Origin of the sequence: Planktothrix pseudagardhii, assembly GCF_904830925.1 — a bacterium.
GTDB classification, from domain to species: Bacteria; Cyanobacteriota; Cyanobacteriia; order Cyanobacteriales; family Microcoleaceae; genus Planktothrix; species Planktothrix tepida.
This window is the reverse complement of the sequence record NZ_LR882967.1, coordinates 2,261,817-2,277,558: the sequence shown is the minus strand read 5'-3', so window position 1 is coordinate 2,277,558 and position 15,742 is coordinate 2,261,817. Positions and strand designations below refer to the sequence as shown.

Below are 15,742 nucleotides of genomic sequence, written 5' to 3'. Positions count from 1 at the left end.
GTACAGACGTGCCTGGGCGGAGCCATGCCGATAGGCTATTGGCGCGTCTCTACTGACTATTTTTATTCACACAAAACCCAAGTATCCTTACTCCCCCCTCCTTGAGAAGAATTAACCACTAATGACCCTTTTTTCATCGCCACACGGGTTAATCCCCCTGGATGAACGTAAATATTTTCACCATATAAAACATAGGGTCTTAAATCAACGTGACACCCTTCAAAAATATCTCCTAATAAAGTCGGAACTCGTGATAAAGATAACGTCGGTTGAGCGATATAATTTCGAGGATTTGCTTTAATTTTTTCTCCAAATTCTAGGCGTTCTGCTTCCGTTGATTGGGTTCCCACTAACATCCCATAACCTCCCGCTTCATTTGCGGCTTTAACAACTAATTGATCGAGGTTTTCTAAAACATATTCAAGTTGTTTGGGTTCCCAACATAAATATGTCGGAACATTCGATAAAATTTGTTCTTCTCCTAAATAATATTGAATCATTTGGGGAACATAAGCATAAATCACTTTATCATCAGCAATCCCCGTTCCTAACGCATTCGCCAGCGCAACTCGACCATTTCGATACACTTCCGTTAACCCTGGAACCCCTAACATGGATTCAGGATTAAAAGCTAACGGATCAATAAACGTATCGTCAATTCTACGATAAATCACATCCACCCGTTGTAATCCTTTTGTGGTTCGCATTTGCACATAACCATCACTCACCACTAAATCCCGTCCTTCCACTAATTCTACCCCCATTTGTTGGGCGAGAAAAGAGTGTTCAAAGTAGGCAGAATTATACATCCCCGGCGTTAAGACAACAACGGTGGGATTGCTAATATGAGTCCCCACTAAATTCAACAAAGCATCTAATAAATGACTGGGATATTCATCAACGGGTTGAATTCCTAATTTAGCAAAAACTTGTGGGAATGTGGTTTTCATCACCCGACGATTTTCTAAGACATAAGAAACCCCAGAAGGACAGCGTAAATTATCTTCGAGAACGTACCATTTTCCCTCTTTATCCCTAACTAAATCCGTTCCGGTAATATGACACCAAATTCCTTTAGGTACTTTCAAACCCATACAAGGTTTCAGGAATCCCTTAGAAGAATAGATTAACTCTTCAGGGATAAACCCGTCTTTGATAATTTTCTGTTCTCCATAAATATCATCTATAAATAAGTTCAGCGCATGAATTCGTTGCTTTAATCCCTGTTCTAACCAAGCCCATTCTGAAGCGGAAACAATACGGGGAATTAAGTCAAAGGGTAAAATACGTTCTGTCCCTTGACTATCACTATAGACATTAAATGTCGCCCCTAATTTCATCATCGCAGTTTTAGCCGCTTCCTGTCGGATTTCTAAATCTCCAGGGGATAGAGAATTAATCCGATCAATTAACGCTGCTGCGTAGGGACGAGGTTGTCCTTTAGCTACAAAAAGTTCATCGTAGAATTCACCTGGATCGTAGGATTGAAATCGCACTGGCTTTTATCCTAATTGATTACAATATAATTGAGATATAAAAGTTTGAGAGACTACTTAACTGTAGCTTCTGATACAAATCTCCAAACCCTTGAACTTGATCTGAAACAGGGATCGAGGAATTAGGCTGGAATTGGCATCAAACCCCAAGTTTCCTTTTAACTCTTCCTGAAGACATCTTGTATTCTTTGGGGAACATTCTATAAAATAGACCTGTTCTTATTATTAAACAATTATCTCATTTTAATCTAAAAAGATAGTTAAGATTTTTGCAAAGTTTTGTAATTTTATGCCACAGGGATCAATGTTCAACAGTCACAGCCGAAAAATCTCGTTAAGTTATGAAGGAACTTATACTTGTCCAATTTGTCGTTGTGGTCAGATTTCTAATCTCACCTTGATGGAAGCTTTAGGGTGTGATGTCTGCCATCATATCTTTACGATTAACCTAGAAACACAAAGTTTAAAACTCGCAGATCGAGAACCAGCTTTAACCTGGCGTTGGACAGGAAAAACCTGGAAAGGTGAACATTTAGGCAATCTCGAACTCAGTTGGATTTATTGGATTATTGCTCTTAGTTTTGTTTTATTTCCTCCAAGTTTAATTGGTTTATCTGCTTTAATTTTTCCTCCCGTTTCGGGTAATGCTTGGAGTTGGTTTCCGCTAATCTGGACAATTTTAGCTTTTCTCGTTCATCTGTTTATTCTACTTTGGTTAATGGCAGAAGCTTATCAATTTCCGGTTTTATTATTCTTGAAAACTCAAGGGAGACGGATATTCAATATTCGTAATTCGTAATTCAGTTACCTAGAGGTGAAGAATGGAATACCGATTATTGATAAAACTATAAAAAATTGAGGAAATTTGGAATCACAAGAGCATTCGCAATATCCATAAAAAAAGCTCCGACTAAGGGAACAATAATAAAGGCTTGAGGTGAAGCTCCAAAATGTTCAGTTACGGCGGTCATATTAGCCATTGCGGTTGGAGTCGCCCCTAATGCGAGTCCCGAATATCCTGCCGAAATCACCGCCGCATCATAGCTTTTACCCATAACAGGAAACACTAAAAAGACCGTGTAAACCGTAATTATGAATAACTGTACGAACAATAATAAAGCGATTGGCCCAGCTAAGTCTACCAATGTCCACAACTGTAAACTCATTAAAGACATCGCTAAAAATAACCCCACACTCACATCAGAAATTAAAGCCAGAGAAGGAGTATCAGACGGCCAAGTAAAGCCTTTAAAGACCAAAGGCACAGTATTAGTTAAAATAATTCCAGCTAATAAACAACCCACAAACAAAGGTAATTTTAAACCGATAGCGGTAGCGATCGCATTGATTTCTAGTCCCAAACCAATAGCAAGATTAATGACTAATATAGAATTGAGCATAGTATTGTAATCAATTATAACATTCTTCTGATCGTTCTTAATACCGATGCTCAGATCTTGATTTGGGTTATTGGTTTGGAGTTGGTTTTTGTTAATTAAAAATTTGGCGATGGGCCCACCAACAATTCCTCCAAAGACTAAACCAAAGGTCGCACTGGCAATGCCTATTTCCGTAGCATTAGCAATTCCATAACTATCCTTAAATAGAGGCGACCAGGCGATCACCGTCCCATGTCCTCCACTCAGAGAAATCGACCCCGCCAGCAAACCAATGGGCAATTTTAACCCCGTTAAGGCTGCGATCGCAACCCCCGTGATATTTTGTACAATTAGATAACTGATCGCCATGACTAACAAAATTAATAGCGATTTCCCCCCTTTTACCAGGGTTTTGAGTTTGGCCGAAAGCCCAATAGTTGTAAAAAAAACAATCAATAAACCATCACGGACATTGAGATCGAATTCTATTTGATGCTGGAAAACCGCAAAACAAAGACCAAAAAATAAGGAGGCGAGGACACCTCCCGAAACCGCATCGGGGATATTAAAATCTCGAAGGAATTTAATCTTTTCGGTTAAATATTTCCCCAGATACAGAACTAAAATCGCCACAATCACCGTTTCGCGTACATTGAGTTGCAGGATATTCATGGTGTAAAATCTTAATCCCTGAGCATTGCACTTAAGTTTTTGATTATACGTTAAGTTCGGTGTCGTAGTCAGCCCTTCAGGGCTTCCGCTATAAGTAAGTTATAATAGGGGGATATATAAATTTTTGTCTAGTCTAGTTGGTTAGTCTAAAAAACGATGGGAATAAATCACAACAGCTATTATGAATATTGATACGGAAATCCTACAAATGGTTGGGATAATGCCAGAATCTCTAAAACAAGAGCTTCTACATTATGCTAACTATCTTATGGAAAACTACTCCCAAAAGACTCCCTCAGAGCAGCCCCCTGTTAAAAAACGTCGCTCAGGAATATTACAAGGGACTTTTGTTTTACCTCTATCTGATGATTTTGATGAACCTTTAGAAGATTTTAAGGAATATATGGAATGAATTCTTTTCTGTTAGATACTCATACTTTTATTTGGTTATCGGAAAATGATCCTAATTTACCTGATAGCCTAAGAGAGATGATTGATATAGCGGATCATGTTTATCTGAGTATTGCCAGTCTTTGGGAAATTGCGATTAAGTTAAATTTGGGTAAATTGTCATTACAACAAAGTTATAAAACCATTGAAGATAAGCTTGAAAATTCAGATATTCTTTTGCTCCCTATTATGTTTATTGATACGTTACAAATTTGTAATCTACCCTTACATCATCGAGATCCTTTTGATCGAATGTTAATCGCTCAAGCCATCAATAGATCCCTAATTTTAATTAGCAGAGATATCAAGTTTGATGCTTATCCTATTCAGAGATTATGGGATTAAAAACAATAAAAATAATCTTGGGTTTCGTTACCTTAACATCTGTCTACTATTCTTAGGAAGTCCAATCTACAAACAATTGTGAGACAACATATCAAGATAGTATCCGAAGCGATCAAAAGACCCAACGATTTCTGGGACTGGGTAACTGCCAACTGTTCCCAAGAACGCAGTATCGTAGTAAGCCCTTCATGGCTTCTTCTCTTAGGATAATCCCAAATCGGGCAAATGATTAACAATTTTAACAGTTTCCAAACTAACCGTTATCACTTGACCAATTAACCTAATAATATATTGTTCATCGTCTAAACGGTTCGGATCATTAACAATTCCACTGCGTTTATAAATTTTAACTTGATATTGATCAATAATCCAATCTAACGCCGAACGATTTCCTAACCGATATTCAAACACTTCAGGAGGAATACCGCTTAATGTCAGAAACTCATTATAAATAATTTGGGTTTTATCTTTACTGAGTTTCATTTTTTCAACTCGCCAATTTAACGGAACTTGATCATTTTCAATGAATTTAAGGCTATATTCGGGTTGTTGTTCATAGTTGAGATGGAGGTCTGCTAATTGTTGTCCAGCATCAACAAAACCGCGAAAATCTGGCGCGTAGGGAATGCGAGGAAGTTCTCGTTTGAGGTTGGCAGCGTAGCGTTCTCGATAGGTGGGATGATGCAATAATCCATAAGTATAATAGAAGATATCCCATTTTGTAATCGTCTGAACTTGGTAATAATTTCTAAATTGTTCAAGTGACCAGTCGGTGATATTTTCTTTTCGGTTTGTTCCGTCTTCGTCGTAGGTGTAGAAGGGGAAACATTGAGCTTTTTCAAAAGCCAAGTCTAAAGCAATAATAAATTTACTAATAAAACAACCAAATTCTTTTCTATTTCCAACTCCAGCAATAGAAATAATTAGATTTTCTGTTTCAGGCGTTGGAAGTAGATAAGGAAATTGATAACGACGCTCGTTTAAGGTTTTATCAAAATATAGATAATTTTTAGTAAATGGTCGGTAAAGTGATTGATTAATATAATCAGGTTTATACTCTATTTTAAATCCTCTCTTTAAGTAAATTTTTAATCCTTCAGACCAACTAATTTTAGTTTCATCCTTAGTTACAAAATCGTCTATTTTTAGAGAATGCTCAATACTCTGTGTCCAACTGAACATTTGTTCATTATAAGTTAATATAGTGCGTTTAACATTCTCTCCAAGATTAATCGCATCAAAATTATATACCCAGCAATCTCGACAAGTAGCTACTCCTCTACTATAAAGTTTAAAGATAGCATGAATTTCTTGCGTTTTTGATAATTTACTTTCTTTATTACCAATTGATATAAAATCATCAAAATCATAGTTCAAGCTTTCAGTTAACCAGGTATATTTTTTATCAGGCTCCATAAGATTCCATTGTACACCATCCCATTTCTGACATTGGTTTAAATAGTTATACTTTTCTTCTTTGCGCCAAAACTCATCAACTCTTGCATAATAAATTTGGGTAGATTGTGATCGCTTTTCTTTTTTTCTAATTAATAAATTAATACTCACTCCAACTTGAATTCCAAAAACATTATGCGTTGTGCCTGATAATTTACTGTTTTTTCTGACATTTCCTCCTAAATCTAAAATATAAATTACATCAAAATCTTTTTCTAAATTACATCGCATCCCATCAAAAGCAATTTCATTAATAAAACTATTATTTGTAACTAAAGCAATAATTCCCTCATCTCCAATTCTATCAGATGCCCAACGAAATGCTTTAACATAAGGATCAGAAAGCGCATTTTTATTCGTTGCTTTTGAATCTTTAGAATAAGTTGCAGCAACTCGATCATCAATTCCGGTTTTATCTTTATTCGTATATCTTCGATTTTTATTATTATCATTTTCATTTACTTGAGACGCATTATAAGGAGGATTTCCAATAATCACAAAAATCGGTGAACTTCTCTGACGTTGAACCCTAGCGGTATTTTCAGGCGTAAATAAAGATAACTGTTGCACCTGTTGATCAGAAAAGGTATCGACTAAACAAATACCCTCAAAAGCTTTATAACCTCCCGTTGCTTCAAAATATTGATGCTCAATATTCATCGAAGCAATATAATAAGGTAATAACATCACTTCATTGCAATGTAATTCCTGTTCATATTTATAGGGAAGGGCAGTTTTTCTAATTTCCTGCATCACCCGTAAAATAAAATTACCCGTCCCCACAAAGGGATCAAGAATATGCACACCCTTGTCATTTAACGACTTGCCAAACTCTTTTTGTAAGATATCCTCAACACTTTTAACCATAAAATTAACAATAGGTTGCGGTGTGTAAACAATTCCGTGCGTATCCGCAACTTTCACCGCAAACCCTTGAAAGAACTTCTCATAAACCGTATTCAAAAAATGCTGTTTATCGCTATAATCATCAATGGTTTGGGCCGCATCTTCCAAAGCGCGATAAAAATAATCAACTTCCCCTAAAAAATGATCTCGACTAAAAGATTTAGACGTTAATGCTTGAATTACCTTTTCAATTTCCACCGCAATAATATTGCGACGGGTGAAATCAGGATTATTAAAAATTTGTCTAAAAATTCGTTCTGTTAGCAAATGTTGGATTAACATTTCCTCCACCGCCGCCTCAGCAAGATTGGGGTTAATAGCTTGACGGCAAATGTCCGTAAATTCACTAAACGCTTGAATAAATTTCGGGTTCGTTTTCCGTTGAGTTTCAATTAAATTAATCAATTTACCCGATAAATCTTTAACTCGTCCCCCAAATTCTGATGCGGCTGTTTCCCATTGGGCAATTTCAGGAGTGCGATATTCAAAAAATAACTTTAACGTCTCAACTAAAATCTGCGGTTTCGTAATATCTTCATCACAGATTTGTTTCCCTCCTTGCCATAAAATAGCACGTTCAGGAGATTGAAAAATAATATTTTCTTTCGGATAACCAACGGCAAATTTTTGTTTAACTTCTCGGTCTAATTTATCTTGACTATCCTTGGCTTCCCAAACCCCATATCTAATACTTCCATCTCGAACTAAAGCACCATCAACCCGAATACTTTTACCATTGAGTAATTTAATTTGTTTTTCAGGAATTAAGGTTAAATCAAATTGTTGACAACAAGCTTTTAAGAGGTCTGCAAAGGCATCTTTCACCGCTAATTCATGGGAAACCCCCAATTTTGCAAACTGTTGTAAAGCGTCATAATAAGCTCTAACAGGTTTATGGGTGGGTTTCAAGTTTAGCGTCACCATAGGAAATAAGCCCTCAGACTATCTTTGCTAATTCTCTCATATTAAACTCAATATATATGCTGAATTTTTTGTAGTGCCAGCGTCCTCGCTTGCTACAGGACACGGTTTAAATGTGTAACAGCTTAGGAATTAAGCCCTGAAGGGCTTACTACGATAAAAACCTGGCTTCTTAATTTAAGAAACCAGGCTTTCAATTAATCAACTTAGACGATTTAACGCTAAACTTGAGAGTTTAATTAAACAGCAACAGCCGCTTTAGTAGAAGCACTCAATTCACCTTTGGCGTATTTAGCTGCAAATTCATCTAAAGTTTGAACTTTGATTTTATCTGCATTACCCGCAGAACCGAATTGGTTATAACGATCCGCACAAACTTTCTTCATGTATTTGATAGAAGGTTTGAGGAAGTGACGAGGATCAAAGTTAGAAGGATCTTTGAATGCAGCTTCACGGAAGGCGGCGGTAATGGCTAAACGGTTGTCGGTATCAATATTAACTTTACGGACACCGCTCTTAATTCCTTTTTGGATTTCTTCTACAGGAACCCCATAGGTTTCAGGGATTTTACCACCGTATTCATTGATCATCGCTAAGAGATCTTCAGGAACAGAAGAAGACCCGTGCATCACTAAGTGAGTATTGGGTAAGCGACGGTGAATTTCTTCAATGCGGCTAATAGCCAGAATTTCACCCGTGGGTTTACGAGTAAACTTGTAAGCACCGTGACTGGTTCCGATAGCGATCGCTAAAGCATCAACTTGGGTGGCTTCCACGAACTCAACAGCTTGGTCAGGGTCAGTTAACAGTTGTTCCATCGTTAACTTACCTTCTGCACCGTGACCATCTTCTTTGTCACCTTGCATGGTTTCCAGGGAACCTAAACAACCCAGTTCACCTTCAACGCTAACACCAATGGAGTGAGCCACTTTCACCACTTCCGAGGTGACAGCCACGTTATATTCAAAGCTGGCAGGGGTTTTGCCATCAGCTTCGAGAGAACCATCCATCATGACGCTAGTGAAGCCATGACGCATCGCAGAATAGCAGGTGGCGGGAGAGTTGCCGTGATCTTGGTGCATGGCAATGGGGATGTGGGGATAGGTTTCCACTGCTGCTAAAATCAGGTGACGCAGGAAGCTTTCACCTGCATATTGACGAGCACCGCGAGAAGCTTGCAGAATCACAGGGCTATTGGTTTCTTCAGCTGCCTGCATAATTGCTTGGATCTGCTCCATGTTATTCACATTGTATGCAGGAAGTCCATAATCGTTTTCAGCCGCATGATCCAGCAAAAGCCGCATGGGTACGAGCGCCATAAAATCTCCTCCTAAGTCGTTGTCTAAATTTATTCCGAGACCGTCTTAATTAAAATAATCTTAAGACAATTTGGTCATTTCCGGTGGATCGGATCAGAAATTTATCAAATTTTATGAACAAAATTGTAGTAAGTCCTTCAGGGCTTCAATCCCTTGCCGTTACAGGTCAGTTAAGCCCAGAAAAGCTCACAACTATTGATCTTGTTGGCTTGTATCGGTTTTTAACTTTCTAATATCACATAAAATTAATTTTGTCAAGTATCGCTATTGGCTTTTGGGAATTCTGCGATCGCTCGTCATCACATATTAATTAAGCTCTAAAAGACTAACTCCGATTTCTACTGTATTGCCGTGTTAGTTTAGTTACTTAGAAGTCAGAAGAGGAGCAGTCAATGGCTTATTGGCTATTTCAAAGTAACCCTAATTAATGATGCTGCTCTCGATCATGAAAAACATTACTGGCGAGGCGGTAAGACAATTCCAGATAATGCTCGTTTAGTACATCGTCAATGTAATTTACAACGAGAACCTTAAAAAATGATATACTGCGAAGGTTGAACATCAGTTATTATCTATGAGTTATCACGATCTCATCACCCTTGAGCCAGATAAGCGGGGTGGTAAGCCTTGTATTCGTCGGATGCGGATTACGGTTTATGATGTTCTAGGATGGTTAGCTGCTGGAATGTCGGTGGCTGAGATTATTGATGATTTCCCAGAACTAACAGAAACTGATATTAGAGCCTGTTTAGAATTTGCCGCTGATCGGGATCATCGTTTAGTTGCTTTGGTCAGTAATACTTGAAACTACTCTTTGATCAAAACCTAAGCCGAAAATTAGTGACTCGCTTGGCTGATATTTTCCCTGATGCTAGTCATGTACAGTTTTTTGAACTCGCAGAGAAGACAGATACAGAAATTTGGGATTTTGCTAAATTGAATGAGTTCTGCATTGTAACTCAGGATGCAGATTTTGCGGAAAGAAGCCGACTGTATGGTTCTCCCCCGAAAGTGGTTTGGTTAAGATGTGGAAATACACCAACCCGTCAAGTCGAAAGTCTGCTCCGTTCTGGACAAGAAGCAATACAAGAGCTTTTAGAAAATCCTAATCTTCACTGCTTAGAACTGCATTGATTAATGATATGGGTCGCCCGGGATTCGAACCCGGAACTAATCGGTTAAAAGCCGAGTACTCTACCGTTGAGTTAGCGACCCGCGTGTTTTTTCTTTTCTCACGCACAGTTTCTAATAGTAGCACAACATTTTTGGGTTGACAAGGGGGGATTCAAAAAAAAGTTGCGCTGAGGTGAACGAGCATCTCACAACTAGCTCCCGGCTTGAGATAGGTCAATAATTTTCCCGTATTCAGGGCATTACGGGGGGCTGTCCAAGGTTCCAAACAATAGTAATCCTTGCCCTTGAGTGTCCAATACACCACACTGGAATAAGCCGAACTATAGCTAAGGATAATTTTCGACTTCTGAGCATGATCAATCGTCGTTGTCGCTAACCCCGTTAAGGGACTAAACAACACATCAATTTCCTCCGCTTCCGCATCAAACCGCCCTGTAAACACCTGAGTTTTTTCAGTTTGTTGATCTCGATACTGCATCGCCGGAATTTCAAAAGCTAATTTCTCCTTATCCAACGCTAAAAAATAAGGATGTAACCCCGTGGAAAAGGGCATAGTTTGCGGAGGTAAACTATCTATTGTTCCGCAAAGGTTGGTATAGCGTTGGAAAATCTGTAAAGAATTCCCTTTGAGGGTGTAGGTAAACTCCACTTCAAAATCAAAAGGATAAACCGACCGAGTTTGAGCATTACTTTTTAATACCAACGTGATTGACGCACCGCCATCCGTTGCTTGTTGTACCACCGTCCACGGCAAATTCCGAGCAAAGCCATGTTGTTTGAGGGTATACCGTTGACCTTGATAGGTGTAGGTATCATCGGGTAAATTGCCACAAATGGGGAATAAAATCGGAATTCCCCCCCGTACCGTTAAATCAGGATTAGCAAATCGTTCCGTATCTAAATACAGTAAATCCTGACCCCCGACTTGCCAACGGGTAATAATTCCTCCTCGTTCTGGGACAACTTCTAGGCTAGACTGGGTAGCCTGATCCGAGAGGACGTAGGTTTTATATTGTTGATGGGACTTCAGTGCGATCGCAAACACAGTGATAGTTAAAAATTAATAAGTGATACATAAACTTAACCGATGGCAGCCCAAATATTACCCGATGGCTCGATAGGGCTCAGACTGCAAAGGCAGTTTAATCTCAGCATGAGATTCCTTGGCTTTCGGTAATACCGCAACGGGAGACTGGGTTGATTCCAGCAAAGTCGGTTCAGAATTCCGATGAGGAATCGTAATCTGAAACGAAATCGGAGAATTGGGACTCTTGTAACTTTGAGAGCTTGGAGCAGGAGCTTGGGGAAACGAAGGCAGAGAAATAAAAGGATCTTTAATAAAAGGTTCCTCAATATAAGGTTTGAGGTCATCTTGACTCTCCGTTTTCACCTCCAACTTAGGGGGTAAGGGGCTTTTCTCTTCTGAGACAGAAACTGACTCATCCGATAAAGGCTCCTGGAGTGTTTTGATCGCGGACGGTTGAGAGTCCTGATTCTGAACCGATTCAGGAGTGGGTACTGCCGTCACCGGAGAGGAATCGGGGGCTGGAGATTCCGTCACTAATGGTAAAGTCGGTTCCTCTGTTGGTGTTAAGGGAGCATTGACCGATTTAATATCACGCGGGGGCGCGTCCAAAACAACAACGGACTGCATCGGTTGATCAAAAATTTGCGAAAGTCGTTCCACCCGCTTGATAATATCCTCCCCTTTTTCTCCCGATATCACCTTAGCTTGATATTGAGTCACCTCTACGGGTAAAAATTCTACCTTCATTTTACGATGATCATTTAAAGCAACTCTTAAAACAGCCGTTTCATAGTCTGTCCGACTATTGCCCCCGAAAATAAAATTACCCAAGGAGTAAACAATCGGCCGACCTTTATAAATTTCTGCACCCTGCAAAACATGGGGATGATGACCAATAACGACATCCGCCCCTTGATCAATGGTGAATCGAGCTAAATCAATTTGCCAGTCCCCTGGATAATCATTCAGTTCTACCCCCCAATGGTAGTTAACCACGACCCAATCCACCTGATCTCGAATGGCTTTAATATCGGCTGCCACCCGATCATCATAACGTGGATTCGTTCCCGCCACACCCTCAGCTGCTGCATGAAAATCAGCATCATAATAGCCTAAATAGGCAATTCGTTGACCCTTGACTTCGATAATAGTAGGGCGACGAGCTTCTTTAAGATCTCGACCGGCTCCCACTGCCTGAATACCCGCCCGGTCTAACGTTTCCAGGGTTTCCACTAGCCCGGATTCCTCATAGTCCATGGTGTGATTATTGGCTAGATTAACAATATCAATGCCACCTTCTGTTAATACCTTAACCGCTTGCGGATCAGCTTTGAAATTAAACTGTTTATTTGGACGGCGAAGGGTAGAACGGGTGAGGGGATTTTCTAAATTCACCATCGCTAAATCTGCATCCCGATATTCGGGAAGTTGGGCAAAGGGTAAGGAATAATTTGTGCCAATAATAGTTTCAAAATGATCACTCAGGGTAACATCCCCCCCAAACACTAAAGTAACTGTTGGGTCTTGGGGATTTTGTACCTGTTGGTGTTGAACCACAGGAACCACTTCTAAAGCAGCTTGGACACTATCAGAACGTTTAGAAGGCGGTGCCACCATCACCACATTTTCTTGAGCCGGATTATTCAGGGGTAGCCTTTCGGCGGTAACTTCGTAGTAACTCACCCAACAGCCTAATACAAAGGAAGAAACGGCTGAACCCACCAGAAACATTAACCGTAGGGTTTTAAATTTAATGCCATCAAGGTTCAACCACCGAGTTTGTTCTCGATGAACTCGATTAGCTGGGGTAACCAGCCGCACCGATTGTTTCCAGAGAATTTCCCCATCCCCTTGATAGCGAGCCGCAATTTTCACTCCTTCTAAGTTGGGAGCGTTGAGTTTCCACAGCAAGTGACAGATAAACTTAACAATGCTGTCGGCTATCGGTTCTTGTTGAAATTCAACCAAGACGGGTAAACAGCCTTTGCGATCGGGGGGGGCTACTCTTGCCGAGATACCTTCCGGCTTAAGATAGGTATTAATTAAATAGCTGATTGCCCTTAAATCTCCAGAACGAGCTAATTCAAAAATAGAAGGTTGATTTAAATACTCTGCATAAACCATGAGAATGCTGTCCTCTCCTTTCTTTAAAAATTTAGATTGCTGTTTAGTTTAATCAATAACAATACTCTTGACCTTGTATCGTAGCGGACAGTTCGTTAAATACTCAATGATTGCAGTGCACGATTTCAACATAACGCTATAACTTTTCTCAGAAAAGTTTACCAGGTTTATTATAAGCTTTTCAGCGCTGGCGATCACCGAAGTTGAGTTCGGCATTTGCTGAAGCGTTATCTGAAGAAAAGTTGCTGAAATTCCCTCCTTGAGCCAACTCAACCTAGATTTAGGCTGTATACTGAAAATGTCCTCACTCTCAAGGCATAAGTACAAACTAAATTTTTTAGGCTAAATTTAACCTTGGGGTTAAAATAGAGGACAATTGTTTAGTCAAAATGGATGTTCTAGGAATCGAGTACAACTCAAGGGGCTTCGGCATCCTGCTCAACTGTCAATACTCGGTTAACTAGGGACATTCACACGAGCCAGCGAACTTCTCAGGAAAAGTAAAAAATGCTACATCGCAAGATTTATCAGCTTTGTTGTGACAGTCGGGAAGTCTCGATCTTCTTACGGGATCAACAACGTTGGATTGAGAAAGCTCGAATTACAGATATTGAAGGAGATCTAGTCACGCTGCGCTATGAGACCGATGAAGAGGATGAATTATGTTCTTGGGAAGAAATGATCCGCATCGAAAGTATCGGAGCCATTAGCCAAAAGTTAGCCTCCGTTCCCAAGTGTGATTTTGATCTTCCTATTTCGGATGACTGCCCGGAAGCAGAACAAATTCACAAACCTACCTCTGAGTCTAGCCCAGAATAAGAGAATTGTTCACGCTTTATTCAACGAGACGCTCAATCAATTCAAACATTGGGCAATATCCATCTGGAGTAACTTTAAAGCCGAAGAGAGCGGAAGTTTGATTCCAGCACCGTTGTCCTCGATAGTATTGGCAATTGCCACAACAATCGAGATCGACAGGAATGGGCCGATCACTCCCTTGGCTGAGAAACTCCCGTTGAGAAATGCCACGCAGCACTAATTCCTCACCTTGCCATCGCGCTTCTACTAACCCGGTATCCGCAAAGGCTGGCCACCGGGGGTCGGTGGTTAAAGTTGGGGGTAAGGTAATATGAATTTGAGTTTCAAATTCTGTAATTTCCCCTTCATATTGGGTTTCCGTTAAGGGGGGTTGTAAGAACGTTTCCCCGATGGGCAACTCTACCAGGGTTCCGGCATCTGGGGTATGGAGTTGATAGCGGTTTCGCAGTTCTTCTAAATTGGTCAGATCAGCCAAATAGGTGGGAGAACCATGCACAAAAATAATGTGTTGGGGTCGAAGGTTATGGATGAGTTGGGTTGTACCAGGGCCATCACAATGCTCTGAGATAAAATAGGTTTCAACCTGGGGTGCAGATTGTCCTGAGCGCGTCTCTACAAATTCAGGAATGGGGAGAATCTCTAAGGGTCTACCGGGTTTTTGAGGCAAAAATAACATCCAAGGCAGGGTGGAGTTTGCCCAATAGGAATTCCAATCGGCATACTCATCGGTGAGAATAATACAGGGAGACTGACTGAGTTGAGAGCGGTATTGTGGAGTCAGTCGTCGCACCCTCGGACGAATGCGCTCATCCCAAAATAAAGGCTGATGTTGAGCAAAATTCTGGACACTGGAGGGAAACTGGGACAGGAGTTGTAAATAAACATCGCATCCGGTCGCAACGGTTCCATCAACCCAAATATCGAGATCCCGACCTGTAAAATAATGGTGACTGCGAAGCAACATCAGCAGTTCTTGGCCTAAGCCTAAACTCGGTGTTGGTAAGAGCAGGCAATATTCAGCTTCTATCGCCCGATATAACCGTTCTGCAAGTTGGTTTTCCAGTTGACGGCGATGGGGATGACGTGCGGTGCCATAACTGCCTTCTAAGATTAAAACATCGGGCTTGAGCCCTCGCAACTCCCCTAAAGGTAAGCCTTCCACCAGGCGAGAATTTGAAAGAAAAAAATCTCCGGTGTAAATCAGTTTATAACTGCGTTCGGTTGTCACATAATTAATCAGCATTACCGAAGCTCCGGGTAAGTGACCTGCGGGAAATAAGGTAACACTGAGTCCCGGCTTGAGTTCCCGGGCAGAATGCCAAGGTAAAGGCTGACAGAGGGGATGATTAACATCCGGTTCCCAGTCAGGCCAGTTAAGGGGTAACAGTTGGGTTGTTACTTCACTTCCATAAATCGGAATTTGAGGAAATGCCTGATGGAAAGCGAGTAAACCTTGAGCATGATCTGCATGAGCATGGGAACAGAGAACGAAGTCAGCCGGAGGTTGATCTGAGGAAGCTAATAGGGGTGAAATGTCCTGAATCCCACAATCGAGTAAAATGCGATGAGATCCCATCCGCACCAGCAGACATAAACCTTCCTCTGCATGGCCAACGCTATAGGGCAAACATTCCAGGTCAATCACAGGAGTTCATCAACAGGATAATTAGTATAGATTTTAGAATTATGGGGGAG

The 15,742-nt window shown here is 40.4% G+C and carries 14 protein-coding genes and 1 tRNA gene; 7 read left to right on the top strand and 8 right to left on the bottom strand.

Annotation, left to right across the window (positions count from 1 at the left end; genetic code table 11):
- Positions 1-62: 62 nt before the first annotated feature.
- On the bottom strand, positions 63-1,496 hold the full coding sequence (locus tag NMK36_RS09570) for a circularly permuted type 2 ATP-grasp protein (RefSeq protein WP_254173613.1): 1,434 nt from the start codon (positions 1,494-1,496) through the stop codon (positions 63-65).
- 304 nt (positions 1,497-1,800) lie between these two features.
- Between NMK36_RS09570 and NMK36_RS09565 the strand changes: the two genes are divergently transcribed.
- Positions 1,801-2,295 (top strand): hypothetical protein, encoded by a 495-nt coding sequence (locus tag NMK36_RS09565; RefSeq protein ID WP_072722239.1) that lies wholly within the window; start codon positions 1,801-1,803, stop codon positions 2,293-2,295.
- A 46-nt stretch (positions 2,296-2,341) separates the two neighbouring features.
- Here NMK36_RS09565 and gltS read toward each other — a convergent pair whose 3' ends face one another.
- Positions 2,342-3,547: a sodium/glutamate symporter gene (gltS, locus tag NMK36_RS09560; protein ID WP_072722240.1), complete on the bottom strand. Its 1,206-nt coding sequence runs from the start codon at positions 3,545-3,547 to the stop codon at positions 2,342-2,344.
- A 181-nt stretch (positions 3,548-3,728) separates the two neighbouring features.
- On the opposite strand from gltS, the gene vapB reads away from it, so the two are divergent.
- Positions 3,729-3,959 carry a type II toxin-antitoxin system VapB family antitoxin gene (vapB, locus tag NMK36_RS09555; RefSeq protein WP_072722241.1) on the top strand — a complete coding sequence of 77 codons (231 nt, stop codon included), beginning with the start codon at positions 3,729-3,731 and terminating at the stop codon, positions 3,957-3,959.
- Positions 3,956-4,342 (top strand): type II toxin-antitoxin system VapC family toxin, encoded by a 387-nt coding sequence (locus tag NMK36_RS09550; protein ID WP_072722242.1) that lies wholly within the window; start codon positions 3,956-3,958, stop codon positions 4,340-4,342. The genes vapB and NMK36_RS09550 overlap by 4 nt, the downstream gene beginning before the upstream one ends.
- A gap of 201 nt (positions 4,343-4,543) precedes the next feature.
- Here NMK36_RS09550 and NMK36_RS09545 read toward each other — a convergent pair whose 3' ends face one another.
- Both NMK36_RS09545 and fba read right to left on the bottom strand, forming a co-directional pair.
- A complete protein-coding gene (locus NMK36_RS09545) occupies positions 4,544-7,627 on the bottom strand; it encodes a type ISP restriction/modification enzyme (RefSeq protein WP_254173612.1) in 3,084 nt (1,027 codons plus the stop codon).
- Between the two features lie 236 nt (positions 7,628-7,863).
- The gene (gene fba, locus NMK36_RS09540; RefSeq protein ID WP_072722243.1) at positions 7,864-8,943 is read right to left on the bottom strand and encodes a class II fructose-bisphosphate aldolase; all 1,080 of its coding nucleotides are present in this window, start codon (positions 8,941-8,943) and stop codon (positions 7,864-7,866) included.
- A 399-nt stretch (positions 8,944-9,342) separates the two neighbouring features.
- Here fba and NMK36_RS28975 point away from each other — a divergent pair, with 399 nt between their 5' ends.
- The 3 genes from NMK36_RS28975 to NMK36_RS09530 are packed head-to-tail and all read left to right on the top strand — an operon-like array spanning position 9,343 to position 10,077.
- Positions 9,343-9,477, top strand: a complete 135-nt coding sequence (locus tag NMK36_RS28975) for an HNH endonuclease (protein ID WP_367997209.1) — start codon at positions 9,343-9,345, stop codon at positions 9,475-9,477.
- A 40-nt stretch (positions 9,478-9,517) separates the two neighbouring features.
- Positions 9,518-9,748 (top strand): DUF433 domain-containing protein, encoded by a 231-nt coding sequence (locus NMK36_RS09535; RefSeq protein WP_072722245.1) that lies wholly within the window; start codon positions 9,518-9,520, stop codon positions 9,746-9,748.
- A complete protein-coding gene (locus tag NMK36_RS09530; RefSeq protein ID WP_072722246.1) occupies positions 9,745-10,077 on the top strand; it encodes a DUF5615 family PIN-like protein in 333 nt (110 codons plus the stop codon). The genes NMK36_RS09535 and NMK36_RS09530 overlap by 4 nt, the downstream gene beginning before the upstream one ends.
- 9 nt (positions 10,078-10,086) lie before the next feature.
- On the opposite strand, the gene NMK36_RS09525 is transcribed toward NMK36_RS09530, so the two are convergent.
- From NMK36_RS09525 to NMK36_RS09515, 3 genes are all read right to left on the bottom strand, one after another.
- Positions 10,087-10,158 (bottom strand) — tRNA-Lys (locus tag NMK36_RS09525).
- Between the two features lie 70 nt (positions 10,159-10,228).
- Positions 10,229-11,122 carry an aldose epimerase gene (locus NMK36_RS09520; RefSeq protein ID WP_072722247.1) on the bottom strand — a complete coding sequence of 298 codons (894 nt, stop codon included), beginning with the start codon at positions 11,120-11,122 and terminating at the stop codon, positions 10,229-10,231.
- Between the two features lie 57 nt (positions 11,123-11,179).
- Positions 11,180-13,228, bottom strand: coding sequence for a CapA family protein (locus NMK36_RS09515; protein ID WP_072722248.1), 2,049 nt, complete (start codon positions 13,226-13,228; stop codon positions 11,180-11,182).
- Between the two features lie 507 nt (positions 13,229-13,735).
- On the opposite strand from NMK36_RS09515, the gene NMK36_RS09510 reads away from it, so the two are divergent.
- A complete protein-coding gene (locus tag NMK36_RS09510; RefSeq protein ID WP_072722249.1) occupies positions 13,736-14,047 on the top strand; it encodes a DUF6679 family protein in 312 nt (103 codons plus the stop codon).
- Positions 14,048-14,063: 16 nt separating this feature from the next.
- Here the strand turns inward: NMK36_RS09510 and NMK36_RS09505 are convergent, their stop codons facing one another.
- Positions 14,064-15,692, bottom strand: a complete 1,629-nt coding sequence (locus NMK36_RS09505; RefSeq protein WP_367400293.1) for an MBL fold metallo-hydrolase — start codon at positions 15,690-15,692, stop codon at positions 14,064-14,066.
- Positions 15,693-15,742: the final 50 nt, after the last annotated feature.

Excerpts from the sequence above, each read along its gene's own strand:
- vapB (WP_072722241.1), top strand. The coding sequence starts at position 3,729 with ATGAATATTGATACGGAAATCCTACAAATGGTTGGGATAATGCCAGAA.
- gltS (WP_072722240.1), bottom strand. The coding sequence starts at position 3,547 with ATGAATATCCTGCAACTCAATGTACGCGAAACGGTGATTGTGGCGATT.
- NMK36_RS09510 (WP_072722249.1), top strand. The coding sequence starts at position 13,736 with ATGCTACATCGCAAGATTTATCAGCTTTGTTGTGACAGTCGGGAAGTC.
- NMK36_RS09550 (WP_072722242.1), top strand. The coding sequence starts at position 3,956 with ATGAATTCTTTTCTGTTAGATACTCATACTTTTATTTGGTTATCGGAA.
- NMK36_RS09515 (WP_072722248.1), bottom strand. The coding sequence starts at position 13,228 with ATGGTTTATGCAGAGTATTTAAATCAACCTTCTATTTTTGAATTAGCT.
- NMK36_RS09565 (WP_072722239.1), top strand. The coding sequence starts at position 1,801 with ATGTTCAACAGTCACAGCCGAAAAATCTCGTTAAGTTATGAAGGAACT.
- fba (WP_072722243.1), bottom strand. The coding sequence starts at position 8,943 with ATGGCGCTCGTACCCATGCGGCTTTTGCTGGATCATGCGGCTGAAAAC.
- NMK36_RS09535 (WP_072722245.1), top strand. The coding sequence starts at position 9,518 with ATGAGTTATCACGATCTCATCACCCTTGAGCCAGATAAGCGGGGTGGT.
- NMK36_RS09545 (WP_254173612.1), bottom strand. The coding sequence starts at position 7,627 with ATGGTGACGCTAAACTTGAAACCCACCCATAAACCTGTTAGAGCTTAT.